The sequence below is a fragment of the Paraciimarium castrense LEGE 11436 genome, from assembly GCF_056633055.1.
Genome location: NZ_JBSJOW010000007.1, coordinates 80,092 through 104,485, shown reverse-complemented (window position 1 = coordinate 104,485; position 24,394 = coordinate 80,092). Strand labels below are relative to the sequence as shown.

The following is a 24,394-nucleotide window of genomic DNA, read 5'->3' as shown; positions in this document are numbered from 1 at the left end:
GCAACAGCTGCAGAGTCGCGCTCTCAGCAGGGAGGAGAACCAAGGTGGCCCTGCGGAACAGATCGGCTTTTCCACACTTTCCCGGACCTGGGGAAATCGACGCTCACGCGCCGCTGATTCCAGACCCCAGCCCATCCCCCTGGAACGGCAGGTATTCCGCTGGCTTTCCGCAGTCACTTTTCCGAATGGCTGCGGGTTGCGTCCTGTTGGCAGACCATCAAAAAACCCCCGCTGAGCAGGGGCTGAAGGGGGCCCCGCGGGGCACTCTTCGACAGCGGCCCTCAGAAGCCCATCACTTCGGCCACCTTCGCCGTATCGGCCTCCAGGCCCGTGTGGAAGGGGGCATCGTTGTTCTCGATCGCCGTGGCCGGATCCTTGAGGCCGTTGCCCGTGAGCACGCACACCACGGTGGCTCCCGCCGGCACCTCGTCGCGGCGCTTGAGCAGACCGGCCACCGAGGCGGCGCTGGCGGGCTCACAGAACACGCCCTCTTCGCTGCCCAGCAGTTTGTAGGCCTCGATGATCTCGGCGTCGGTGACGGCCATGAAGCCGCCACCGCTCTCCGCTTCCACCCGCAGGGCCTTGTCGCGGTTCACCGGATTGCCGATGCGGATCGCCGTGGCGATGGTGTCGGGCTGCTCCACCGTGTGGCCGAGCACCAACGGCGCCGATCCTGCGGCCTGAAAGCCGAGCATGCGCGGCAGCTTGCTGCTCAGGCCGGCTTGCCGATACTCGTTGAAGCCCATCCAGTAGGCGGTGATGTTGCCCGCATTGCCCACGGGGATGCACAGCCAGTCGGGGGCTTCGCCCAGGGCATCCACCACCTCGAAGGCGGCTGTCTTCTGGCCCTGCAACCGGTAGGGGTTGACCGAATTGACCAGGGTCACCGGGTACTGGTTGGCCACGTCCTGCACGATCGCCAGGGCCCGGTCGAAATTGCCCTGGATGGCGATCACCTGGGCGCCGTAGAGCAGGGCCTGGGCCAGCTTTCCCTGGGCCACGTAGCCATCGGGGATCAGCACGAAGGCGCGCATGCCGCCACGGCGCGCATAGGCCGCGGCGGCCGCCGAGGTGTTGCCGGTGCTGGCACAGATCACGGCCTCAGAGCCCGCCTCCTTCGCCTTGGAGATGGCCATCGTCATGCCCCGGTCCTTGAAGGAGCCGGTGGGGTTGAGGCCGTCGTATTTGAGAAACACGCGCACGCCCCGTCCGATGCGGCTGGCCAGGGCCTGGCTTGGAATCAGGGGGGTGGCCCCCTCCCGCAGGGTGATCACCGGTGTGGCGTCGCTCACCGGTAACCAGGAGCGATAGGCCTCGATCAGCCCTGGCCAGTCCTGCATCGACCGGCGGCCGGAGCCAGGCCCCCAGCCCAGGCGACGCAGCGATTGGAGCAGGGGCAAGGGGGCAGGGGGTGGCTGGGCTGAATCTACGGCTCAGATGTGGGTGCCGGAGCGCTGCCTTCGGCGGCTGGGGCGTTGTTGCGCAGGCCGTCCAGGGGGGATTCGGAGAAGAAGCGCACCAGGTCGGCGATCGAGCTGGCCTTCTCCATCACGGCCAGCAGGGCAGGAATGTCCACCTGCAGCTCCTGGGTGGGATAGGCCTCCAGGAAGGAGAGGGCGGAGATCGAGCCATTGCCGTTCACCAGCCCCAGAATCAGGGCGGACCGCAGCGCAGGAATGCCCTGGTTAGGGGCGCTCAGGGGGAACACCACCTGGGCCAGGCGCTCCAGCAGGGCCTCTCCGATGCGGGTGTTGAGCAGCCGGCTCACCAGGGTGATCGGCAGCGGCAGCGACTGGTTCAGCAGGGTCGCCACCTCTTCAGGGTTCTGGTTGCTGAAGCGCAGCACGTCGGCGAGCAGGCCCCTGGCCTCTCCGGTGCTGGCCAGGTGCTGCAGGTCGGCCACCGGCAGGGAGCGACGGAAGGCGCCACTCACAAAGACGATGTTCTCAGCCGCCAGCAGGGCTGGGGAAGACAGGCTCAGGCTCAGGCCCAACAGGGCACCCAGAAGCCTTTGGCGAAGTGCTCTTGATGGCATGGCGCCAGCCTAGGAGTCAGGGCAACTGCAGTCAGCTCAGGCCATTCGCAGGGGAGCGGTCTGGCGCTTGGCGCGGCCTGGCGGACCGGGAGGCACCAGCACGTCGCGCACCAGATGCACCAGGCCTCGCTCGGCCAGGCCCCGGGCCACATCCAGCCCCATGCGTCGCAGCTCCGGTTCGCCCAGCACCCTGGGCAGCCGTTTCAGCAGCAGCTGGGGTTCGAAGCCGGGAACCGATTGCAGGATCCCGGCCAGCTGGCGCACCGGCTCGATGTCGAGCAGAGGTTCATCGGCTGTCGAGCGGGGCCGCTCTCGCACTCCGGGGGGTTGAAACCGGGGGGGCAGCCGCTGGCCCAGTCGCAGGGTGGCCTGCCAGGCCAGACCATCGACGCGCTGCACCACGGCATCCACCAGTTGCTGGCGCAGCAGGCCCCCATGGGGGGAGAACAGAAAGTCGAGCACCTGGTCGATCAGGCCGTCGAGATCGAGGCTGGCTCCCCGCGAGGCGCTGGCGATGAGATTGTCGAGCCGTTGCCAGCGGAAGATCTCGCCATCGAAGAGCATCTCCTTGAGGCTGCTGCGCAGCTGGGGATCGGGATCCTCCATCAGCCGCCGGGCGAAATAGGGGTAGGCGGCACCGAGGATTTTGAAGTCAGGGTCCACACTCAGGGCGATGCCTTCAAGGGTGACCAGCGAGCGGATGATCAGGGCGTAGTAGGGAGGAACCCGGAACGGGAACTTGTACATCACCCCGGAGAGATCGTCGGTGACGGCCTTGAAGTCCATACGGCTGACTCCCATCTCAATCGCCTGGCCGAACACGCCCTCAAAGGCGGGCACAATGGGCTCGAGATTGACATCCTCAGCCAGAAAACCAAGGCTGACAAAATCCTTAGAAAGCTTGCCGAAGTTTCGATTCACAAGATGCACTACCGCCTGAATCAGGCCGGTTCGAGCTTCCCGGCTCACCGAGCTCATCATGCCGAAATCCAGGTAGGCGAGGCGCCCATCTGCCAGGGCCAACAGGTTGCCAGGATGGGGATCGGCGTGGAAGAAACCATGCTCCAACAGTTGCTGCAGGCTGCAGTTCACGCCCACCTCCACCATGTCATCGGGATCCATGCCGATGCTGCGCACTGCCTCCAGGTTGGTGAGTTTCACGCCGTCGATCCACTCCATCGTGAGCACCCTGCGGCTGGTGGCCTCGTGGTAGATGCGCGGTACGGCGATGCGAGGGTTGTGGCGATGCAGTTCAGCGAAACGCTCGGCGTTCTGGGCTTCGTTGCAGTAGTCCATCTCCTCAAACACCCGCTGGCCCAGCTCATCGATCAAGGCCACCAGATCGCTGCGAATCAGACCCACATTGCGGTTGATCCAAGCGGCGATGTTGCGCACGATGTACAGATCGAGCGTGATCTGCTCCCGCAGCCCAGGACGCTGCACTTTCACGGCCACGCGTTCACCGCTGTGCAGGGTGCCACGGTGCACCTGGCCAAGGGACGCCGCCGAGATCGGCTCCCGTTCCAGCTGGGCATAGATGGTCTGCACTGGAGCGCCGAGGTCTTCCTCGATGCAGGCCATGGCCAGGGCCGAGTCAAAGCCGGGCAGCTGATCCTGGAGCTGGGCCAGCTCCTCGAGCAGCAGCGGCGGCACGATGTCGGGGCGGGTGGAGAGGGCCTGGCCGGCCTTGATGAAGGCCGGCCCCAGGGAGGCGATCAGGTCGGCGGCTTCACTGGCCCGAGAGCGGGCCACCTCTTGGTTCCTCAGCCGTCCCAGCAGCCAGTCGATCCCTACTCCGCTCAGGAACAGACCGATGGGCACAAGCGTCTGCAGCAGGCGCCGGATCAGCCGCTGGGGATGGCCGGCATAGATGCGGCTGATCGTGGCCGGGTCGTAGGTGAGCAGCCCGGCGGCCTCAATGAAGTCACTGAGCTCGCCGGTGGATGCCGCCAGGCCGGCCTGGCCCGGATCCGGGCCGGCCTGAGCCGCCTGGCGGATGGCCGCTGCCGCCTGTTCGATGGCGGTGGGGGGTGGGGTGACCTCCGGGGCAGGGCTGACCTCCGGGGCAGGGCCCGGTGGATCCGGCCGCACGCTCACCGGCTCGGGAGGCCCTTGCACCGTGTCCGGGCGACTGCTCACCATGGCCGCCGACTGCCGCGAATTCTGTCCCCCTTCTAAAGCACTGAACCAGCCGCTACGGTCGGGGCCTTCACTGGGTGCCGGTTCTTCGGTGCCATTCACGGAGGCTGCGTGCTCACGGCCCTGCGCCTGGAGAACATCGCCCTGATTGAGCACCTCGAGCTCGGCTTCAGCTCCGGCCTCACCGTGCTCACCGGTGAGACCGGCGCCGGCAAGTCGATCCTGCTCGATGCCCTCGATGCCCTGCTCGGGGGGGCTCCTGGTGGCTCGGCCTCCCGCCTGCTGCGCTCCGGCAGCTCCCGGGCCCGCATCGAGGCCTGTTTTTCACTCTCGCCTCCCCTGGAGCTCTGGCTGGCGGCCCAGGAGCTGGAGGAGGCCGACGAGAGCGAGATCGTGCTGGCCCGGGAATGGCGCTGGAGCGAGGGGCGGCTCAGCAGCCGCCACCGGCTCAATGGTGTGGCCATCAACCGCTCCCAGCTGCAGGAGCTGCGCCCCCTGCTGCTCGATCTCACCGTTCAGGGCCAGACGCAGCAGCTGGCCCGTCCTGGCCAGCAACGGCGCTGGCTGGACCGTTTCGGCGGCCCGAGCCTGCAGCAGGCGCTGGTGCTGGCGACCACAGCCTGGCGTGACTGGAAGCAGGACCTCGCCGCCCTGGAGCAGGCGCGGCAGGCCGCCGAGCAGTTGCAGCTGCAGCGGGCGGGCCAGGAGGCGTGCCTGGCCGAGCTGGAGGCGGCCGGCCTCGAGGATCCGGCCGAGCGCCAGAGCCTGGAGAGGGAGCAGGACCGACTGGCCCATGGGGTGCGCTTGCAGGAGGGCGTGATGACCCTGCTGGGCCGTCTGCTGGAGGGGGCTGAGGGCGCCCCCTCCGTGCTGGATCACCTGGCGGCCTGTGAGCCGGAGTGGCAGGCGATGGAGCAGTGCGATGGCTCTCTCGCCGAGCTGCGCGGCCGGGCGGCGGAGCTGCTGCTGCTCACCCAGGAGCTGGTGCGTGACCTCGACCGCTATGGCGGTTTGCTGGAGAGCGATCCGGGCAGCCTGGCCACCCTCCAGAGCCGCATCCACGCGCTCAAGAGCCTCGAACGCCGCCATGGGCAGGACCTGGAGGGATTGATCGCCCTGCGCGATCGCCTGGGCGAACTGCTCTCCCCCTCGGGCCAGGGCAGCTCCCTGGAGGTGTTGGAGGCCCGGGAGCTGGAGGCGCGCCGCCGCCGCGATGCCGCCCAGCGGGTGCTGAGCGAGGAACGGCGCCGGGCTGCGGCCAGCCTCGATGGCGAGATGCTCGAGGCCCTGCGGCCGATGGGGCTGGCCAACGTGCGCTTCAGCGCGGCGATTGAGGCCGCCGAACCCGGTGAGGCCGGTGCCGACCGCGTGCAGTTTCTGTTCTCTGCCAACCCGGGCCAGCCTCTGGCACCCCTGGCGGAGGTGGCTTCCGGGGGGGAGATGAGCCGGTTTCTGCTGGCGCTCAAAACCTGCCTGGCGGCGGCCGATGCCCACGTCACCCTGCTGTTCGATGAGATCGACAGCGGCGTCAGCGGCCGGGTCAGCGGTGCCATGGCCTCCCTGCTGCGGCGCCTGGCCCGCCAGCGGCAGGTGTTCTGCGTCACCCACCAACCGCTGGTGGCAGCGGCTGCGGACCACCACTTCCAGGTGTCCAAGGAGGTGGTGGCCGGCATGACCCACACCCGGGTGTCCCCACTGCGGGACACCCAGGCTCGGCAGGTGGAACTGGCAGAACTGGCGGGCGGGGACGGTGGTGAGGCCCGCAGCTACGCGGCGAGCCTGCTGCAGCAGGGGGGTGCCGAGCAGCGCCGGGGTGATGGCTGAGGGCCCGCGCCGGTCTCTGGAAATTCTTTACATTTGTGCTTTGCCTCCTGGCCCCATGTCCTGGACCGCCACTGACATCCCGGACCAGTCGGGTCGCGTTGCCCTGGTGACCGGTGCCAGCAGTGGCCTTGGCCTCGAGACCGCCCGCGCTCTGGTGGCCAGGGGGGCCCTCGTGGTGCTCGGCTGCCGCTCCGCGGCCCGGGCCGAGCGCGCCCGCCAGGAGCTGCTGCCCGCGGTGGCCGAGGGCGGCGCTGTGGATGTGCTTGCCCTCGACCTCGCCGATCTGCGCGCCGTGGACGCCGCCGCCCAACAGCTGGGCGAGCGCTATGGACGCCTGGATCTGCTCATCAACAACGCCGGCGTGATGGGCCTGCCCCGGACCCTCAGCCGCGATGGTTTCGAGCTCCAGTTCGGCACCAACCACCTGGGCCACTTCGCCCTCACCCAGAGGCTGTTGCCGCTGATGCACGCCCAGCGCGACGCCCGCGTGGTCACCGTCACCTCGGGCGCCCAGTACTTCGGTCGCATCGCCTTCGACGACCTGCAGGGCGAGCAGCGCTACGACCGCTGGCAGGCCTATGGCCAGAGCAAGCTCGCCAATGTGATGTTTGCCCTCGAGCTGCAGCAGCGGCTTGAGGCCGAGGCCTCCGGCGTGATCTCCCTGGCGGCCCACCCCGGCGTGGCCCGCACCAACCTGCAGCCCGCCTCGGTGGCGGCCAGTGGCTCGCGCCTCGAACCGCTCGCCTACCGGCTGATGGGCCCCCTGTTCCAGAGTGCGGCCATGGGCGCCCTTCCCCAGCTCTATGCCGCCACGGCGGCCGACGCCAGCCCTGGCGGCCACTACGGCCCCGACCAGTGGGGCGGCATGCGGGGTTGGCCCACGGCGGTGCGGGTGGCCCCGGCGGCCCTCGACGCCAGCCAGCGGCAGCGGCTGTGGCAGCGCAGCGAGGAGCTGGTGGCGGAGGTGATGCAGCGCAGTCCCGCCGTGGCCGTCAGCTGAGGCGGAGCTCCCCCATGGCACGTCTCGATCTGCTGGCCCCGGCCCTGGCGGCGTTGAGCGTGTTGCTGCTGGCCGGCTGCGGCCACGATGCCCGCCAGGCCCTCAGCCTCCAGGGTCGCTATCAGAGCCTGCGCCTGATGCAGTTTGCCGACGTGGCCGACATCACCCCTGCCCAGGTGCAGGAGTGGCGCGCTGCAGGACGCCCTCTGGTGCTGGTGGATGTACGCGAACCGAGGGAGCGCCAGGTGTCGACCCTGCCCGGCGCCATCAGCCAGGAGCAGTTCGAGGCCGACCCGCAGCGCCACCGCTCCAGCCTGGTGGTGCCCTATTGCACGATCGGGCTGCGCAGTGGTCTGTACGGCCAGCAGCTGCAGCAGCAGGGCTTCCAGGTGCGCAACCTGGCCGGCAGTGCCCTGGCCTGGGCCCACGCCGAGCTGCTGTTCGAGCATCAGGGCCAGCCGACCCGGCGTCTGCACGTTTACAGCCCCGACTGGAACATGCTGCCCCGGGGCTATGAAGCGGTGGCTGACCGCTGAGGCTGCCACGGTGGCAGCGAGGGCGCCGCTTCTAGAATCCGACGTTCTCCAGGCTGCCGCATGCCCCGTGCCAAGAGTGCCGCTACGGCCACCAAGGTGAACGAGAAGGCCGCACTCCAGGCCCTGCAGGGCGGCAGCCTCGAGGATGTGATCCGGGTGAGGGGCGCCCGCCAGCACAACCTCCGCAACGTCGACCTCACCATCCCGCGCAACCGCCTGGTGGTGTTCACCGGGGTGAGCGGCAGCGGCAAGAGCTCCCTGGCCTTCGACACGATCTTCGCCGAGGGCCAGCGCCGCTACGTGGAGAGCCTCTCCGCCTACGCCCGCCAGTTCCTGGGCCAGGTGGACAAGCCCGATGTGGATGCCATCGAGGGCCTGTCACCGGCGATCTCGATCGACCAGAAATCCACCAGCCACAACCCCCGCTCCACGGTGGGCACGGTCACGGAGATCCAGGACTACCTGCGCCTGCTCTACGGCCGCGCCGGCGAACCCCACTGCCCGGAGTGCGACCGCTCGATCCGGCCCCAGTCGATCGACGAGATGGTGGATCAGATCCTGGCGCTGCCCGAGGGCACCCGCTACCAGCTGCTGGCGCCGGTGGTGCGGGGCAAGAAGGGCACCCACGTGAAGTTGCTGGGGGGCCTGGTGGCCGAGGGCTTTGCCCGGGTGCGCATCAACGGCGAAGTGCGCGAGCTGGCCGACAACATCGAGCTCGACAAGAACCACGCCCATCACATCGAAGTGGTGGTGGATCGCCTGGTGGCCCGCGAGGGCATCGAGGAGCGGCTCAACGACTCCCTGCGCACGGCCCTCAAGCGCGGCGATGGCCTGGCCCTGGTGGAGGTGGTGCCCAAGACCGGCGAAGAGCTGCCTGATGGGGTGGAGAGGGAACGGCTCTACTCGGAGAACTTCGCCTGCCCGGTGCACGGCGCCGTGATGGAGGAGCTCTCACCGCGGCTGTTCTCCTTCAACAGTCCCTACGGCGCCTGTGTCGACTGCCACGGCATCGGCCATCTGCGCACGTTCACGGCCCAGCGGGTGATTCCCGATCCCTCCCTGCCGGTGTATGCCGCGGTGGCCCCCTGGGCTGAAAAGGACAACGCCTATTACTTCTCCCTGCTCTACTCCGTGGGGGAGGCCTTTGGCTTCGAGATCAAGACCCCCTGGAACCAGCTCAGCGAGGAGCAGCAGACGGTGCTGCTGCACGGCTCAAAAGAGCCGATCGCCATCCAGGCGGACAGCCGCTACCGCAAGGCCCAGGCCTATGAGCGGCCGTTCGAGGGGATCCTGCCGATCCTGGAGCGCCAGCTGCGGGACGCCAGCGGTGAGGCGGTGCGCCAGAAGCTGGAGAAATTCCTGGAGCTGGTGCCCTGCGCCAGTTGCCATGGTCTGCGGCTGAAGCCCGAGGCCCTGGCGGTGAGGGTGGGTCCGTTCCGGATCCATGAGCTCACCAGCAGCAGCGTGGGGGAGAGCCTGCGCCGCATCGAGCAGCTGATGGGCGTTGGCGAGAGCGAGGGGGCGGAGCCGCTGCTCAGTCCGCGGCAGATCCAGATCGGTGACCTGGTGCTGCGGGAGATCCGCATGCGGCTGAAGTTCCTGCTCGATGTGGGGCTCGACTACCTCAGCCTCGATCGCCCGGCCATGACCCTCTCGGGGGGCGAGGCCCAGAGGATTCGCCTCGCCACCCAGATCGGTGCCGGTCTCACCGGTGTGCTCTACGTGCTGGATGAGCCGAGTATCGGCCTGCACCAGCGGGACAACGACCGCCTGCTGGCCACCCTGCTGAAGCTGCGCGACCTCGGCAACACCCTGATCGTGGTGGAGCACGACGAGGACACGATCCGTGCCGCTGACCACCTCGTGGACATCGGCCCCGGCGCCGGGGTTCACGGCGGCAGGATCGTGGCGGAAGGCCAGCTCCAGGACCTGCTGGAGGCTCCCGATTCCCTCACCGGGGCCTATCTCAGTGGGCGCCGCGCGATTCCCACACCTGCCGAGCGCCGCCAGGGGGGCTCCCGCCGCATCGCTCTGGTGGGCTGCGAGCGCAACAACCTCGATGGTTTTTCCGTGGATGTGCCCCTGGGCCGGCTGGTGTGCGTCACCGGCGTGAGTGGCAGCGGCAAGAGCACCCTGGTGAACGAGCTGTTGCACCCCGCCCTGGAGCACAAGCTGGGCCTCAAGGTGCCCTTCCCCGCCGGCCTGGCCGAGTTGCGGGGCATCAAGGCGATCGACAAGGTGATCGTGATCGACCAGAGCCCGATCGGCCGCACCCCCCGCTCCAACCCGGCCACGTACACGGGCGCCTTCGATCCGATCCGCCAGGTCTTCGCCGCCACGGTGGAGGCCAAGGCCCGGGGCTATCAGGTGGGTCAGTTCAGCTTCAACGTCAAGGGTGGCCGCTGCGAGGCCTGCAGCGGCCAGGGGGTGAACGTGATCGAGATGAACTTCCTGCCCGATGTCTATGTGCAGTGCGACGTGTGCAAGGGCGCCCGCTACAACCGCGAGACCCTGCAGGTGACCTACAAGGGCCACACCATCGCTGAGGTGCTGCAGATGACGGTGGAGCAGGCCGCCGAGGTGTTCAGTGCCATTCCCCAGGCCGCCGATCGGCTGCGCACCCTGGTGGATGTGGGCCTGGGCTACGTGAAGCTGGGCCAGCCGGCCCCCACCCTGTCCGGGGGCGAGGCCCAGCGGGTGAAGCTGGCCACCGAGCTCTCGCGGCGGGCCACCGGCAAGACCCTCTATCTGATCGACGAGCCCACCACGGGCCTCAGCTTCTACGACGTGCACAAGCTGATGGAGGTGATGCAGCGGCTGGTGGACAAGGGCAACTCGATCCTGGTGATCGAGCACAACCTCGATGTGATCCGCTGCGCCGACTGGGTGATCGACCTCGGCCCCGAAGGCGGCGACCGGGGCGGCTCCATCGTGGTCTGCGGCACCCCGGAGGAGGTGGCGGAGCACCCCACCAGCCATACCGGGCAGTACCTGCGCCATGTGCTGGCCCAGCATCCGGCCGAGGCGAGTGCGGCATGTGCCGGGGCCGCCTGAGTCAGCCCCGCCCCAGCCAGGCCAGCCGCCACCGCCAGATCTGTGGTGAGGACAGGCAGTTCACCCCACAGCTAGTGGTCTCCCCTAGGCTGCAGGGGACGTCCGGTCGAGTGGATCAGCCATGCGTGCTCTGGTCCGGTCCCTGGCCGACAGCCTGATTCTCGATGCCCAGGCGGAGCTGCAACCGGCCCCCTGGGTGTACACCGCAGCGATCCGCTCCTCCGCCGATCTGGTGGCCTCGCTCAGCGGCATTGCCTGCCTGGCCCGTGATCTCGGTTTCAGCAGGGATCCTGAAACGCTCTACGCCGACGACGGCCGCAGCGCCAGCTACCACGTGGACCACGCCCAGCTGGCGATCACCCTGGCGGTGACCTGCCATCCCCGTCGCCAGACGGTGGCCCTTGCCCTCAGCGGCCTCAGCCGCGACGACACCTATGCCTGCTTCCAGCAGGTGGAAGCGACCCTGTTCGGCGGCTGCTGAGCTGGGCCGATCCGGCCATCGCCCTCAGGTCAGAATCGGTACGGATCCCGCCTCCTGACCACACTCAGGGTTCCCCCCACCCCACGATGTCGCGCCGTTTTCTGCCAGCTCTGGCCGCCCTCCCCCTGCTGCTCGGGGCAGCCCCCGCCCGGGCCATCGACGAGGTGGTGCTGCAGCTGCCCGTGATCGACTTCGGCTTCACGGTGCGGCTGAGCGAACTCGAGAATCCGGCGCGCTTCTGGGCCGGCACCAGCGATCTGGCCGAGCTGAACCGCGCCTCCAACGGGGCGGTGGGCCGGCAGCTGCGGGCCATCTTCGACACGCCGCTGCCGCTGCAGACCCGCGACGTGGTGAGCCAGGCCGCCGGATCACCGCTGCTTCAGCAGGCGTTGCTGGCAGCCTCGGCCCTCGGTCAGGTGGACGGACTGCCGCTCGACGCCTCCGGGCAGGAGCTCACCGACGTGCTGAATCGGGCCACCAGCGACGGCCAGATCACGCTCTACACATTGCTCCGGGCCATCCCGGGCGAGTCGGTCACCGTGGATCTCCCCGGCGCCGTCGCCAGTCTGCAGCGACTGACCCTGCAGCAGAGCCAGGCCCGGGCGCTGGTCGCCAGGGTTCCCCCAGCCACCGTGGCGCCGGTACGCAGCAACCCTGGATCCCGCCCGGTACGGCGCAGCCTGCGCACCATGGCCGCTGCGCACCGTGACACGCCGCTGGAGGTAGTGATCGTGGAGCCCACCACGGGGGCCAATGGCCGAGTGGTGGTGATCTCCCATGGCCTCTGGGACAGCCCGGAGGCCTTCAATGGCTGGGCCGTCCACCTCGCCAGCCATGGCTACACCGTGGCCCTGCCGGTACACCCCGGCAGCGACGCCACGCAGCAGAAGGCGATGCTCTCGGGCCAGACTCCCCCTCCGGGTCCAGAAGAGCTACGGCTGCGGCCCCTGGATGTGTCTGCGGTGATCGATGGCATGAAGGCCTCCAGGGTGGTGGTGCTGGGCCATTCCTGGGGGGCCACCACGGCCCTTCAGCTCGCCGGAGCTCAGCCCAGTTCCAGGTTGCTGTTGGAGCGCTGTGCCGACCTTGGCGATCCGGAGCGCAACATCAGCTGGGTGTTGCAGTGCAGCTTTCTCACCTCCGCCGACCAGGCGAGCCTCGCCGATCCGCGGGTGATCGCTGTGATGGCGGTGAGCGCCCCTTCCAGCCTGCTCTTTGACTATGGCGCCGGGGCCCGGATGCAGGCCAGGGCCCTGATGGTGACCGGCAGCCGTGACTGGGTGGTGCCGCCGGATCCGGAAGCGCTGGAGCTGGTCCCCCCAGTCCTGCGCTTCGGCCATCAGCTCGTGGTGGCCGACGGCGGCGATCACTTCAACCTCAGGGCGGAGGCTGGCGGCAACGGTGGCCCGCTGCGCGGCCTGGTGCTGGCCTGGAGCGAAGCTGCCTTTGCGGCCGGGCCTGCTGCCAAACCTGCGCTTGAGGCGCCGCCCCTGCTCGGCCCTGCAGGCTGGGGCAATGCCGACATCCCCCTGGTCCAGATGCCAGCCCCCTGAGGCAGATCTCCCTGGCGCCTACAGGGTGGAGTCGTCTTGCGTGCGCTGCTCACCGCCGCTGCCCTGGCCTGACAGGGCCTGGGAGGGGAGATCGTCAACCGGGGCCGGATAGTGCAGGTTGCTGTCGGGCATCCAGTAGCTCAGGTCGTTGTGCCAGAACAGCCGACCCGGCACCTGGGCAGAGGTCAGGCGTGGGGTGGAGGCCATGGCGGACACCAGCTGACCGATCTCGATCAGGGAGAGGTCGGTCTGGATGTCATCGCCGGCGATCTGCACCAGTTCCGGCACCCGGGAAAAACCACTCGGTTGAACCAACTTGCGAAACACCTCGGCGAGCACCAGCTTCTGCCGCTCCATCCGGCCCAGGTCACCCAGCTCATCGTTCCGATAGCGCAGGAAGCCCTCCAGGCTCTCGCCCCTGAGCAGCTGGGGGCCGGGGTAGAGGTCGATGTAGAGCCCTTGGGCGTTGTCGATGTAGTACATCCGATTGGGCACATCCACCTCGATGCCGCCAAGGGCCTCTGCCAGACGTTCCACGGCCCTCAGGTTCACCCGCAGGTAGCGCTCCACCGGGCGATCAAGCAGCCGCCCCAGCTCCTGTTTGGTGGTGTCGATGCCACCGAAGGCGAAGAGAGCATTGGCCTTGACCACCCCCAGGTCCTGGGACTCCACGAAGGTGTCGCGAGGCACCTGGGTCAGCTGGGTGCTGCCATCCTTCACCTGAAGGATGAACATCACATCGGTGTTGTCGGCCACCCGGTCGGTGCCCAGCACCAACACCTGCCGCTGGCCATTGGCAAACGGGTTCACGATTGTGGCCAGCTGCTGCTTCGGAGCGTTCAGCCAGGGGGCAAGGGCCTGGCTCAGCAGACCCGGCAGCGGACCGGCCATGGCCACCCCACAGGCGAGACCCAGACCGAAGGGAATCAGCGGCAGCCTGCGGCGGCGGCCAGGGGAACCCTCCACCGGCATGGCCCCGCCGCGACGCTGCTGACCCAGCACTGTGACCTGGCCGCCCTGAGGGGTGCCGCCCTGAGGGGTGCCGCTCTGGGGCGGTGGGCTCTGGGCCGCCGAAGCGCTCCGGGAGCCCTTGCCCCGCTCGCGTCGGAGGGGAGTCCAGCGGCCTGGTTCCCTGGGTTCGCGGTGGGGAGGAACCGGTTGGGCCTGGCTCATGGCGCTCCTGTCGGGCGCACCATAAGGGCCAGAAGCCCTTTGCACCAGGGTCAGCCGGCCACAACGTTCACCTGGCTGGCGGCCCGGTCCGCGCGTAGGCGGGCCGCCTCCACACTGCTGCCACGGGCCAGGGCCACCCCCATGCGGCGATGGGGGCGCGCCGTGGGCTTGCCGAACAGCAGCACCTGGGTGCCTGGCTCCGCCAGGGCTTCCGCCACTCCGGTGTAGGCCACGGTTTCCAGCTCCCGGTCGGCCAGGATCACCCGGCTGGCGGCGGGCCCCAGGCCCTCGATGGCCGGGATCGGCAGCCCCAGCACGGCGCGCAGGTGCAGTTCGAATTCACTCAGGTTCTGCCCCATCAGGGTCACCAGGCCGGTGTCGTGGGGGCGGGGGGACAGCTCGGAGAAGACCACCTCCAGCTCCCCGTCGCCGTTCGCGCCCGGCCGGCGGCAGAGAAAGAACTCCACCCCGAACAGCCCCGCTCCCCCCAGGTTGTCGGTGACCCGCTGGGCCATGGCCGTCGCCTGGGCCAGGGCGCCCGGGCCGATGGCCGCCGGTTGCCAGCTGCACTGGTAGTCGCCCCGTTCCTGGATGTGGCCGATCGGGGGACAGAACAGGGTGGGACCCTGCCACTGCTTCACGGTGAGCAGGGTGATCTCCAGCTCGAAGTGGAGAAACTCCTCCACGATCACCCGGCTGCCCGTGCCGCGGGCGCCCGCCTGGGCGGCGTCCCATGCCGCCGCGATCTGCTGCGGCTGCCGCACCACGCTCTGCCCCTTGCCGGAGGAGCTCATCACCGGCTTCACCACCACCGGCCAGCCGAGCGGCTCGGCCGCGGCGGCCAGCTCCTCGGCACTCTCGGCGTAGGCGAAGCGGGCTGTGCGCAGCCCCAGCTGCGTGGCGGCCAGATCGCGGATCCGGTCACGGTTCATGGTCACGGCCGTGGCCCTGGCCGTGGGAATCACGGTGATGCCCTCGGCCTCCAGCTCCGCCAGGGCGTCCACCGCCAGGGCCTCGATTTCCGGGATCACCAGATCGGGCCGGTGGGCACGCACCACCCGGCGCAGGGCATCGGCGTCAGTCATCGCCACCACCTCGGCGTGGTCCGCCACCTGCATCGCCGGGGCCCCGGGGTAGCGGTCCACCGCCACCACGCGGCAGCCCAGGCGCTGGGCCGCGATCGCCACCTCCTTGCCCAGTTCACCGCTGCCGAGCAGCAGCACCGTGCGGGGGAAAGGGCTGGTCATGATCCTGAGTCGTGGGCTGGTGCCGATCCTCCCTTACCCGCCTGCCACTCCCCGCCTGCTAAGAGAGAGCACCAACTGCGGCAGGGAGCCATGGGCAGCCTGATCGGGTTCAGCACGGCGGCCGACACGGCTGATGGTCTGGTGTTCGGCTGGGACATCACCACCTTCCAGAACGGTGCCCTGCTCTATCTGGGCCTGTCCTCCCTGGCCTTTGTGGTGGTGTGGGTGCTGGGCTACCTGCGCAGCCGCTGAACGGCTGTTGCTCAGGCGTCGTCCCCGGCGGAGTTGTCACCACTCCAGAGACCAAGCTGGCGCACGGCCGGCTCCTCGCTCACGAAGCCGTAGGCCTCAAACACGGCCGGATCGCTGTGGGTGATCCTCTGGCCTTCCGGCCCCAGCTGGAGGCAGAAGCCCTCGCGGGCCATGCGTCGCATCAACAGGGCGGCCTCCTCGAAGCGGGCGGCCATCGCTTCGAGGCTGGCGCAGTCCGCCGTGAGACCACTCTCGTTCCAGATGAAATAGGCCATGCGACGGACGCCCAGGAAACAGCGGCATTCAGCTGGGTCAGGGCAGCAGCACCAGGCCCAGCACCACCAGTAGCAGGCTTGCACCCCAGAAACGGATCACCACCTGCTCTTCTGCCAGCCCGCCCAGCTCAAAGTGGTGGTGCAGGGGAGCCATGCGCAACAGGCGCCGACCCTGCCCGTCGGCGCCCTTGGTGGCCTTGAACACCCATACCTGGGTGATCACCGAGAGCGATTCGGCCAGAAACACTCCTCCCATCAGCAGCAGGGGCCAGAGGCTGTTGCTGAGCAGGGCGACGGCACTGAGGGCCGCCCCCATCGCCAGGGAGCCGGTGTCGCCCATGAACAGCCGGGCCGGGTGGCGGTTGTGGGCGAGGAAACCGAGCCAGCAGCCTGCCATGGCCACGCAGAAGGCCGCCAGCGCTGGATCGCCCTCGTGACCCCGCAGCATCAGCTGCAGACCCAGGCCGGTGAACACCACCGCACCGCAGCCGGCGGCCAGGCCGTCGAGGCCATCGGTGAGGTTCGTGGCGTTGCTCTCAGCCAGGAACACGAACAGGCCCAGGGGCCAGATCAGCAGCCCCACGGGCAACAGCCAGCCCAGGGGCAGGGCCACGCTCACCAGTTCAGCCCCACCGAGCCACTGGCCCTGCCAGGTCCAGAGCAAAAACAGCACGGCGGCCCCCGCCTGGAGCAGCAGCTTCCCCCAGGGCTTCAGGCCGGTGTTGGTGCGGCGGGTGAGGCTGCGCCAGTCATCGATCGCGCCGATCGCCATGTAGGCCAGGGTGATCGCTGCCACGGCCAGCAGGCGCGGATCGGCGGGGCTGATCAGCCCCCCCACGATCACCCCCACCGGCACCACCAGCAGGCCGCCCATGGTGGGTGTGCCCGCCTTGTTCAGGTGGGCCTGGGGGCCGTCCTCCCGGATCACCTGCCCCATCTTGAGGCGCTTCAGCCTGGGCACCCCCCATGCCGTGACAAGTGCCGCAACCAGGGCCGCCAGCAGCAGCGGAGCCGTGAGCATCGAGTTGGCGATGAAGCGGTCGCTCGCCAGGCAGGCGCCAAGCAACAGCAGGCCGAGCAGCACAGCCGCCCGTTGGCTGCTGCCGGAGCGGGGAGGTGCGGTAGGGGTCACTGTCTCCGGCAACGGTGGCCCCAGTGTCCCTGACGGCCTGTCGGTCAGTCTTCCCAGGCTTCGTCCTGCTGCTCGTCGGCCTGGTTGTAATCCTCCTTCTCGCCCATCAGAGCCGAGAGCTCCTCCTCCTCCACGGTGCTCACATCGGTGGAGGCGGTTTCCTCGTCGGCCACCAGGCGACCACTGGCTTCCAGCCAGCTCAGCAGATCGGGCTCATCGCGCAGGGGCAGCACCGGGGCCAGCTCCTGGCGGCCGTAGCGGGTGAGGGAGGGGTTGATGCTGTCGAGACGGCTGAGGCTGGAAGGGGAGAGCGTGCTCATGCAATCAGGCGTCCGGAGGATGGCGGCGGCCCTGGAGCTGCCGCAGGCCTGCAGCAGGCCAATCCATTACCTTAACCGCTGGCCTCGCCAGCAGCACTCCATGCCAGTCCCGGCCCCTGTCGCCGCCGGCCCGTTCCGCTCGGTGCTGCGCCTGTGGGCCCTGGCCCTGGCCGTGAGTGCGGGCCTGAGTGCTGCCGGCGACCGCTGGCCCCGTCCCCTGCCGGTGGATCCCGCCCTGGTCACCCTGCTGCTGCTGGGCCTGCCGCTGCTGGTGGGGCTCTGGCTGTTGCTGCGCTGGCGCCTCCCCGCTGAACCAGCGGTGGGCCCCCGGGGAGACCACGGTGGAGAATCGGGCGACTGAGCACATGGAGCACTGTTGATGGGCCGGGCCAAGAAGGCTGTACTGGCGTATTCCGGCGGCGTGGACACCAGCGTCTGCATCCCCTACCTGATCAAGGAGTGGGGCGTGGAGGAGGTGATCACCTTCGCCGCCGACCTGGGCCAGGGTGACGAGCTGGAGCCGATCCGCCGCAAGGCCCTCGCTGCCGGCGCGGCCCAGTCGCTGGTGGGGGATCTGATTGAGCCCTTCATCCGCGAGTTCGCCTTTCCAGCGATTCGGGCCAATGCCCTCTACGAAGGCCGTTACCCGCTGTCCACGGCGTTGGCGCGGCCGCTGATCGCCCGCCGGCTGGTGGAGATCGCCCGGGAGCTGGGCGCTGACGCGGTGGCCCACGGCTGCACCGGCAAGGGCAACGACCAGGTGCGCTTCGATGTGGCCATCGGTGCCCTGGCCCCCGACCTCAAGGTGCTCACCCCGGCGCGGGAGTGGGGCATGAGCCGCGAGCAGACCATTGCCTACGGCGAGCGCTGTGGCATCCCCTCGCCGGTGAGCAAGGGCTCCCCCTACTCGATCGATCTCAACCTGCTGGGCCGCTCGATCGAGGCGGGCCCCCTTGAAGATCCGGCCGTGGAGCCCCCCGAGGAGGTGTTCGCCATGACCCGCTCGGTGCAGGACGCCCCAGCGCAGCCCCAGACGATCACGCTGGACTTCGAGCACGGTGACGCCGTGGCGATCGACGGCGAGCGGCTCGACCCGGTGAGCCTGATCCGCCGCGCCAATGCCCTGGCCGGCCTGCATGGCTTCGGGCGGCTGGACATCATGGAGAACCGGGTGGTGGGCATCAAGAGCCGCGAGATCTACGAAACCCCTGGACTGCTGCTGCTGATCCGCGCCCACCAGGAGCTCGAGAGCCTCACCCTGGCGGCAGACGTGCTGCGCACCAAGCGGCAACTGGAGCAGCAGTGGGCCGATCTGGTGTACCAGGGCCTCTGGTTCGGCCCGCTCAAGGACGCCCTCGACGGCTTCTTCGAGCGCACCCAGCAGAGGGTGAACGGCTCCGTGCGGGTGAGGCTGCACAAGGGCAATGCCACCGTCGTGGGCCGCAGCAGCACCAATGACAGCCTCTACGTGCCGGACATGGCCACCTATGGCGCCGACGACCTGTTCGATCACCGGGCTGCCGAGGGGTTCATCTACGTGTGGGGCCTGCCCACCAGGCTCTGGGCCGCCCGTCAGAGGACGAGTCCCTAGACGGGCACTGCCCTGGCTGGCGGTCAGCCGCCGCAGAGCTCAGGGGGTGGTAGGGCCTAGCCCGAGGGCGTGGCGCAAAGCCTGGCCCAGACCCTCTCGAGCGGGCGGCGCGGCCGCAACCGGTGGAAGAGCCGGCGCTTCGCCATCGGCCCCAGGCCCCTGCAGCAGTTGCTGCCGCAGAACCACATTCTCAGCCGCCAGCCGCTCACGGTGGCCCAGCATCGGCGTCAGCCGCTGCTCAAACCGCTGCTCGAAGATTTCGGGCAGGCTCTCGAGCAGGCCTCGATGGGTCTCGAGCTGCTCGCGGATGGCGTCGAGCTGCTGCTGCAGGGAGCTCAACCTCTGGTTGAGATGGTCAGCCGACGAACGCAGGTCGTCGGGCTGAGGGGATTTTCCCTTACCCATGGTCGCGCCATCCGGTCAACCGTTGGCTAGGGCCTGGTTGCCCTGCTGGCTGCATCGACCTGGATGACAAGGTGATGCAGCGAAACTAGCCGCCTCTGGCGGCGCGGGCAACCCATGCGTGGGTGCGCTCTGACAGCGCCGAGGGCTGGAGGGGACAGTGGTCTGCTGGTCAGGCCGGGACAGGCTGAGGGGCGCCTTCGCTGGCGGCACCAGGCGCGACCCGGGGAGCTGGCATCGGGCCATCCTGCTTGACCGTGAGGTAACGGATCACATCCTCGGAGAGGCGCATGGCCCGCTCCAGCAGGGCGACCTGCTTGCCGTCACCGTCGTGGTTCAGCTGGACGTAGATGCCTTCGCGATGCTTGTTGATCGTGTAGGCCAGGCGACGCTTGCCACGCATCTGGCAGTCGAGCACCTCAGCGCCGGCCTCCACGACCAGATCGCGGTATTTGGTGATGTGGCTCTCCACCTCTTCCTCCGGGATGTCCGGACGAAGGATGTACATCGTTTCGTAGTAAGGCTGCGTCATGGGATCGCCGTGTCGGGAAAGCCGCGCGGGGCAGAAGGAGGGCGGTGGCCGATGGCAAGACGCCATCAGCGACGGACTGCCCAAGCTATCAGCGCAGCCGCAGGGCCAACTCAGTAGAGCTGCATGCGCACGGCGGCGGACACGGCGGGAAGGTCGGCCTCCTCGCCCCGCAGGCTCTGCACCATCCCGAAGGCCACCAGCACCAGGGCCCCCAGGAACACCGTGTTGCTGAGGGTGCGCAGGGCGAAGCCTGCTCCCAGGGGCGCCAGCAGGATGCTGAACACCAGCGACACCAGCACCAGCACGATGTCGATCAGAATCGCCTGGAGCACGCTGAAGCGGATCAGGTAGGGCACCCGCTGGTTGCGCACCACCGCCAGGAACAGCACCAGGAACAGCAGGAAGCCGCCGAAGGGCACCGCCTGCTGCAGCAGGGCCACCGGCAGGGCCGGCGCAGCGAGCCACTGCAGCAGCGGAAACATGGCGAACAGGCTGCGCCCGAATGGCAAGGCATCTGCCCAGGGCAGGAGATAGGCCAGGGCGGCCAGCAGTCGCTGCCACAGCGGGGCACCTTGCATGGCGGTATGCACAACGGTTCCCTGCAGGCTAGGGAGTGCCGGCCAGGGCGCGTTCCGCCGCGGCGCGCATCGCCTCCACCGGCACCGCCTCGCGGCCGGTCCACAGCCGCAGTGCGGCAGCCCCCTGCTGCACCAGCATCTCCAGGCCATCAATTCCGTGGCAGCCGCGCTCGGCGGCGGCCCGCAGCAGGGCGCTGGGGCGGGGCGTGTAGATCAGGTCGTAGACGCTGCAGCCGGGACTCAGGGCTGCGAGGGCGGCGGCCGCCAGCGGGCTGGCCAGGGCGGCGGCCGGCTGGCCGGGCGAGGCCATGCCCACCGGCGTGGTGTTCACCAGCAGCTGGCTGGCCGGCAGCAGGGCCGGCAGTTGCTCCCAGCTGCTCCCCCTGAGCTGGGGCGCCCAGCTGCGGCAGGCCGTCAGCAAGGCCTGCAGCCCGGCGGGACGGCGGCCCACCACCTGGATCGAGGCGCAGCCGAGCTCCACCAGACCCGCCACCACGGCCCGGGCGCTGCCGCCGCAGCCCAGCACCAGCGCCGCGCTGCCCTGCCAGCTGCCGGCCTGCCGCAGCGGCGCCAGGAAGCCCTCCACATCGGTGTTGGTGCCCAGCCAGCCCCCCTGGCTGCGGCGCACCAGGGTGTTCACGGCCCCCACCCTGGCGGCCAGGGGGCTGAGTTCGGCGCAGAGCGGTGCCACGGCCTGCTTGTGGGGCAGGGTCACGTTGAGGCCGCGGCAGTCGAGGGCCTCCAGGGCGCCGACCACGGCGGCCAGGCTCTCGGCCGGCGTGGGCAGGGCCAGGTAGATCCAGTCGAGCCCCAGGGCGGCCAGGGCGGCGTTGTGCATCGCCGGCGAGAGCGAGTGCCGCACCGGATCGCCCAGCACCCCCACCAGGGCCGTGGACGCGGAGATCGGCGGGGCCATCACGGGCTCGGGCGGCAGGGGCGGCCCCAAAACCGTAAGCGCCTGTTCGGGAACCACACCTCGCCTGTCACCGTCCCCTCTGATGAGGATGCATGAACGCACAACGAACCACTGAGGAGGTGGACATTCATGGGAAAGGTTGTTGGTATTGACCTCGGCACCACAAACAGCTGCGTCGCCGTGATGGAGGGCGGCAAGCCCACGGTGATCGCCAATGCGGAGGGCTTCCGCACCACCCCTTCGGTGGTGGCGTACACCAAGAACCAGGACCAGCTGGTGGGGCAGATCGCCAAGCGCCAGGCGGTGATGAACCCTGAAAACACCTTCTATTCGGTGAAGCGCTTCATCGGCCGCCGGGTGGATGAGGTGAATGAAGAGTCGAAGGAAGTGAGCTATGGCGTGGAGAAGGCCGGCTCCAACGTGAAGGTGAAGTGCCCTGTGCTCAACAAGCAGTTCGCCCCGGAGGAGGTGAGCGCCCAGGTGCTGCGCAAGCTGGCAGAAGACGCCGGCAAGTACCTCGGTGAAACGGTCACCCAGGCGGTGATCACCGTGCCCGCCTACTTCAACGATTCCCAGCGCCAGGCCACCAAGGATGCCGGCAAGATCGCCGGCCTGGAAGTGCTGCGGATCATCAACGAGCCCACGGCGGCGGCGCTGGCCTACGGCCTCGACAAGAAGAGCAATGAGCGCATCCTGGTGTTCGACCTCGGTGGCGGCACCTTTGACGTGTCGGTGCTGGAGGTGGGTGATGGCGTGTTTGAGGTGCTCTCCACCAGCGGTGACACCCACCTGGGCGGCGATGACTTCGACAAGGTGATCGTCGATTACCTGGCTTCCAGCTTCAAGGGCAACGAAGGCATCGATCTGCGCCAGGACAAACAGGCGCTGCAGCGTCTGACCGAAGCGGCCGAGAAGGCCAAGATCGAGCTCTCCAGCGCCACCCAGAGCGAGATCAATCTGCCGTTCATCACGGCCACTCCCGAGGGGCCCAAGCACCTCGATCTCACTCTCACCCGGGCCAAGTTCGAGGAGCTGGCCTCCAAGCTGATCGACCGTTGCCGCGTGCCGGTGGAGCAGGCCCTCAAGGACGCCAAGCTCTCCAGCAGCGAGCTGGACGAGGTGGTGATGGTGGGGGGCTCCACCCGCATCCCCGCTGTACTGGAGCTCGTCAAGCGCGTCACCGGCAAGGACCCCAACCAGACGGTGAACCCCGATGAGGTGGTGGCCGTGGGTGCCGCCATCCAGGGCGGGGTGCTCGCCGGTGAGGTCAAGGACATCCTGCTGCTCGATGTCACCCCGCTGTCCCTGGGCGTGGAGACCCTCGGCGGGGTGATGACCAAGATGATCACCCGCAACACCACCGTTCCCACCAAGAAGTCGGAGGTGTACTCCACCGCGGTGGACGGCCAGACCAACGTGGAGATCCACGTGTTGCAGGGTGAGCGCGAGATGGCCAGCGACAACAAGTCGCTCGGCACCTTCCGTCTCGACGGCATCCCCCCCGCCCCCCGCGGCGTGCCCCAGATCGAAGTGACCTTCGATATCGACGCCAACGGCATCCTCAGCGTGACCGCCAAGGACAAGGGCAGCGGCAAGGAGCAGAGCATCTCGATCACCGGTGCCTCCACCCTCAGCGACAACGAGGTGGACAAGATGGTGAAGGATGCGGAATCCAATGCCGCCGCCGACAAGGAGAAGCGCGAGCGCATCGACCTCAAGAACCAGGCCGAAACCCTGGTGTATCAGGCCGAGAAGCAGCTCGGCGAACTCGGCGACAAGGTGGGCGCCGAGGACAAGAGCAAGGTGGAGGCCTCCTCCGCCAAGCTCAAGGAGGCCCTGGAGAAGGAAGACTTCGACACCATCAAGTCTGAGCTTGAGGTTCTGCAGCAGGCCCTCTATGCGGCCGGTGCCGCTGTGTACCAGCAGGCCGCAGGAGCCGAGGCGGCTGCGGCTGGCGCCAACGGCAACGGCACATCCGCTGATGCCGGTGCCGGTGCCTCCAGCGACGACGTGATCGACGCCGAGTTCACCGAGAGCAAGTGAGCTGGCCGGGGGGGGGGGGGGGGGGGGGGGGGGGGGGGGGGGGGGGGGGGGGGGGGGGGGGTAGGGGGTGTTTGAGGAGGGGGGGGGGAGGTAGAGTTGGGCAGGAGAAAGGGGGGGGGGTTGGGAGGGGCTTCCCCCCCCCCCCCCCCCCCCCCCCGCGACTCATCTCCCAACTCCCCATGAAAAAACTCCCCCAGCTGGGGGAGTTTTGTTGTTAGCGGGACTGTGTGAGAGAGGACCAGGTGTGAGCGAGAGGACCAGGCTCACCCGCCGGTTCACCTGGTCGAGGGGCTCACTCCGAGATCATGGCCACCGCCGCCTTGGCTTTCTCCACAACGGAGGGAGGCAGGGTGACGTAGCCCAGCTCCGGTGCCAGGGACTGGAACGGCTCGGAGAGCGTGGTGTTGAACACCTTCTGCAGCAGGGCGGTCTTGTCGCCGTTGCCGCTCTTGTAGGCCAGGATCCAGGTGAAGGTGACGATCGGGTATCCCTTGGCCGGGTTGGGGTTGCTGCCGGTGAGATCCTCACCCAGATCGATCGAGGCGAGGGCTTCGCTCTCGGTGGCATTGGTGGGCATCACAATCTCGCCGGAGCCGTTTTCCAGCGCCGCGGACTGGAGGGGATCCTTGACGAAGGCCACTTCCACGTAGCCGATGCCCCCGTCCAGCTGGGTGAGCTGGGCAGCCACGCCCTCATTGCCCTTGGCACCCACGCCGGTGGGCCAGTTCACGGCCTTGTCGGCGCCGGGGCCGGCCTTCCATTCCGGGCTCACGGCAGCCAGGTGGTTGGTGAAGTTGAACGTGGTGCCCGAGCCGTCGGAGCGGTGCACGATGGTGATCGTCTTGTCGTCGCAGCCCAGCTCCTTGAAGTTGGTGATCTTGCCGAGGAAGATGTCGCCGAGCTGTTTCTGGGTGAGCTTGAGCTCGCAGCCGGGGTTGTTGTAGGCCACGGCAATGGCTCCGGCGGTCATCGGGATCTGGAGCACGCCGCGGGGCATCTTGGCGATCTCCTCCTCATCCATCGGCGCATCGGAGGCGCCGAAATCCACGGTTTCAGCCAGGAACTGACGCACCCCGGCCCCGGAACCCACGGACTGGTAGTTGACGTTGACGCCATCGGCGCTCATGTCCTTGAACCAGCGCTGGTAGATGGCCGAAGGGAAGGAGGCCCCGGCTCCGTTGAGGGTGCCGGTGATGTCGCCCCCGCCTCCGCCGGTGCCGCCGCAGGCAGCGACCGAGAGGGTGAGGCCCGAGAGGGCAAGGGCGGCGGTGGAGCGGCGCAACAGGCCGGGAAGCATCGTCATGACTGCGG

General features: G+C 68.7%; 23 protein-coding genes. 10 read left to right on the top strand and 13 right to left on the bottom strand.

Translation table 11 applies throughout. From position 1 onward, the window contains the following. Positions 1-281: 281 nt before the first annotated feature. The 3 genes from thrC to ACWJIO_RS11520 form a co-directional block, all read right to left on the bottom strand. The gene (gene thrC / locus ACWJIO_RS11530) at positions 282-1,340 is read right to left on the bottom strand and encodes a threonine synthase (protein WP_480313698.1); all 1,059 of its coding nucleotides are present in this window, start codon (positions 1,338-1,340) and stop codon (positions 282-284) included. An 86-nt stretch (positions 1,341-1,426) separates the two neighbouring features. Then, positions 1,427-1,993, bottom strand: coding sequence for an alpha/beta hydrolase (locus tag ACWJIO_RS11525; protein ID WP_480313487.1), 567 nt, complete (start codon positions 1,991-1,993; stop codon positions 1,427-1,429). A 78-nt stretch (positions 1,994-2,071) separates the two neighbouring features. Then, on the bottom strand, positions 2,072-4,177 hold the full coding sequence (locus tag ACWJIO_RS11520) for an ABC1 kinase family protein (protein ID WP_480313486.1): 2,106 nt from the start codon (positions 4,175-4,177) through the stop codon (positions 2,072-2,074). A 108-nt stretch (positions 4,178-4,285) separates the two neighbouring features. Here ACWJIO_RS11520 and recN point away from each other — a divergent pair, with 108 nt between their 5' ends. From recN to ACWJIO_RS11490, 6 genes are all read left to right on the top strand, one after another. Beyond that, positions 4,286-5,998 (top strand): DNA repair protein RecN, encoded by a 1,713-nt coding sequence (recN, locus tag ACWJIO_RS11515; protein ID WP_480313485.1) that lies wholly within the window; start codon positions 4,286-4,288, stop codon positions 5,996-5,998. Between the two features lie 55 nt (positions 5,999-6,053). Then, positions 6,054-6,998: an oxidoreductase gene (locus tag ACWJIO_RS11510; protein ID WP_480313484.1), complete on the top strand. Its 945-nt coding sequence runs from the start codon at positions 6,054-6,056 to the stop codon at positions 6,996-6,998. Positions 6,999-7,012: 14 nt separating this feature from the next. Beyond that, positions 7,013-7,534: a rhodanese-like domain-containing protein gene (locus ACWJIO_RS11505; RefSeq protein WP_480313483.1), complete on the top strand. Its 522-nt coding sequence runs from the start codon at positions 7,013-7,015 to the stop codon at positions 7,532-7,534. A gap of 60 nt (positions 7,535-7,594) precedes the next feature. Then, positions 7,595-10,588: an excinuclease ABC subunit UvrA gene (uvrA, locus tag ACWJIO_RS11500; protein ID WP_480313482.1), complete on the top strand. Its 2,994-nt coding sequence runs from the start codon at positions 7,595-7,597 to the stop codon at positions 10,586-10,588. Positions 10,589-10,709: 121 nt separating this feature from the next. Further along, the gene (locus ACWJIO_RS11495; protein ID WP_480313481.1) at positions 10,710-11,069 is read left to right on the top strand and encodes a hypothetical protein; all 360 of its coding nucleotides are present in this window, start codon (positions 10,710-10,712) and stop codon (positions 11,067-11,069) included. Between the two features lie 86 nt (positions 11,070-11,155). Continuing rightward, positions 11,156-12,622: an alpha/beta fold hydrolase gene (locus tag ACWJIO_RS11490; RefSeq protein ID WP_480313480.1), complete on the top strand. Its 1,467-nt coding sequence runs from the start codon at positions 11,156-11,158 to the stop codon at positions 12,620-12,622. A gap of 18 nt (positions 12,623-12,640) precedes the next feature. Here ACWJIO_RS11490 and ACWJIO_RS11485 read toward each other — a convergent pair whose 3' ends face one another. Then, a complete protein-coding gene (locus ACWJIO_RS11485; protein ID WP_480313479.1) occupies positions 12,641-13,795 on the bottom strand; it encodes an LCP family protein in 1,155 nt (384 codons plus the stop codon). Positions 13,796-13,845: 50 nt separating this feature from the next. After that, positions 13,846-15,042 carry a formate-dependent phosphoribosylglycinamide formyltransferase gene (purT, locus tag ACWJIO_RS11480; RefSeq protein WP_480313478.1) on the bottom strand — a complete coding sequence of 399 codons (1,197 nt, stop codon included), beginning with the start codon at positions 15,040-15,042 and terminating at the stop codon, positions 13,846-13,848. A 90-nt stretch (positions 15,043-15,132) separates the two neighbouring features. Between purT and ACWJIO_RS11475 the strand changes: the two genes are divergently transcribed. Further along, a complete protein-coding gene (locus tag ACWJIO_RS11475; protein WP_186697835.1) occupies positions 15,133-15,294 on the top strand; it encodes a cytochrome B6 in 162 nt (53 codons plus the stop codon). Positions 15,295-15,305: 11 nt separating this feature from the next. Here ACWJIO_RS11475 and ACWJIO_RS11470 read toward each other — a convergent pair whose 3' ends face one another. Genes ACWJIO_RS11470 through ACWJIO_RS11460 form a run of 3 tightly spaced genes read right to left on the bottom strand, consistent with a single transcriptional unit; the run spans position 15,306 to position 17,021 of the window. Continuing rightward, the gene (locus ACWJIO_RS11470; RefSeq protein ID WP_480313477.1) at positions 15,306-15,569 is read right to left on the bottom strand and encodes a hypothetical protein; all 264 of its coding nucleotides are present in this window, start codon (positions 15,567-15,569) and stop codon (positions 15,306-15,308) included. A 37-nt stretch (positions 15,570-15,606) separates the two neighbouring features. Next, positions 15,607-16,701 carry a phospho-N-acetylmuramoyl-pentapeptide-transferase gene (mraY, locus tag ACWJIO_RS11465; protein ID WP_480313476.1) on the bottom strand — a complete coding sequence of 365 codons (1,095 nt, stop codon included), beginning with the start codon at positions 16,699-16,701 and terminating at the stop codon, positions 15,607-15,609. A gap of 44 nt (positions 16,702-16,745) precedes the next feature. After that, a complete protein-coding gene (locus ACWJIO_RS11460) occupies positions 16,746-17,021 on the bottom strand; it encodes a DUF3134 domain-containing protein (RefSeq protein WP_480313475.1) in 276 nt (91 codons plus the stop codon). A gap of 100 nt (positions 17,022-17,121) precedes the next feature. On the opposite strand from ACWJIO_RS11460, the gene ACWJIO_RS11455 reads away from it, so the two are divergent. Further along, complete coding sequence (locus tag ACWJIO_RS11455) at positions 17,122-17,382, top strand: hypothetical protein (RefSeq protein ID WP_480313474.1); 261 nt, start codon at positions 17,122-17,124, stop codon at positions 17,380-17,382. 18 nt (positions 17,383-17,400) lie between these two features. Further along, positions 17,401-18,612, top strand: coding sequence for an argininosuccinate synthase (locus ACWJIO_RS11450; RefSeq protein ID WP_480313473.1), 1,212 nt, complete (start codon positions 17,401-17,403; stop codon positions 18,610-18,612). 39 nt (positions 18,613-18,651) lie between these two features. On the opposite strand, the gene ACWJIO_RS11445 is transcribed toward ACWJIO_RS11450, so the two are convergent. The 4 genes from ACWJIO_RS11445 to ACWJIO_RS11430 all read right to left on the bottom strand — a co-directional run bounded on the left by ACWJIO_RS11445 (position 18,652) and on the right by ACWJIO_RS11430 (position 21,040). Beyond that, on the bottom strand, positions 18,652-18,951 hold the full coding sequence (locus ACWJIO_RS11445; protein WP_480313472.1) for a hypothetical protein: 300 nt from the start codon (positions 18,949-18,951) through the stop codon (positions 18,652-18,654). Between the two features lie 235 nt (positions 18,952-19,186). Then, entirely contained in the window at positions 19,187-19,546 is a 360-nt protein-coding gene (gene rpsF, locus ACWJIO_RS11440) for a 30S ribosomal protein S6 (protein WP_480313471.1), read from the bottom strand. Positions 19,547-19,656: 110 nt separating this feature from the next. Further along, positions 19,657-20,124, bottom strand: coding sequence for a Tic20 family protein (locus tag ACWJIO_RS11435; protein WP_480313470.1), 468 nt, complete (start codon positions 20,122-20,124; stop codon positions 19,657-19,659). Between the two features lie 28 nt (positions 20,125-20,152). Then, entirely contained in the window at positions 20,153-21,040 is an 888-nt protein-coding gene (locus tag ACWJIO_RS11430) for a shikimate dehydrogenase (RefSeq protein WP_480313469.1), read from the bottom strand. Between the two features lie 129 nt (positions 21,041-21,169). Between ACWJIO_RS11430 and dnaK the strand changes: the two genes are divergently transcribed. Beyond that, entirely contained in the window at positions 21,170-23,083 is a 1,914-nt protein-coding gene (gene dnaK / locus ACWJIO_RS11425) for a molecular chaperone DnaK (RefSeq protein WP_480313468.1), read from the top strand. A 292-nt stretch (positions 23,084-23,375) separates the two neighbouring features. Here the strand turns inward: dnaK and pstS are convergent, their stop codons facing one another. After that, positions 23,376-24,386, bottom strand: coding sequence for a phosphate ABC transporter substrate-binding protein PstS (gene pstS / locus ACWJIO_RS11420; protein ID WP_480313467.1), 1,011 nt, complete (start codon positions 24,384-24,386; stop codon positions 23,376-23,378). Between the last annotated feature and the right edge of the window lie 8 nt (positions 24,387-24,394).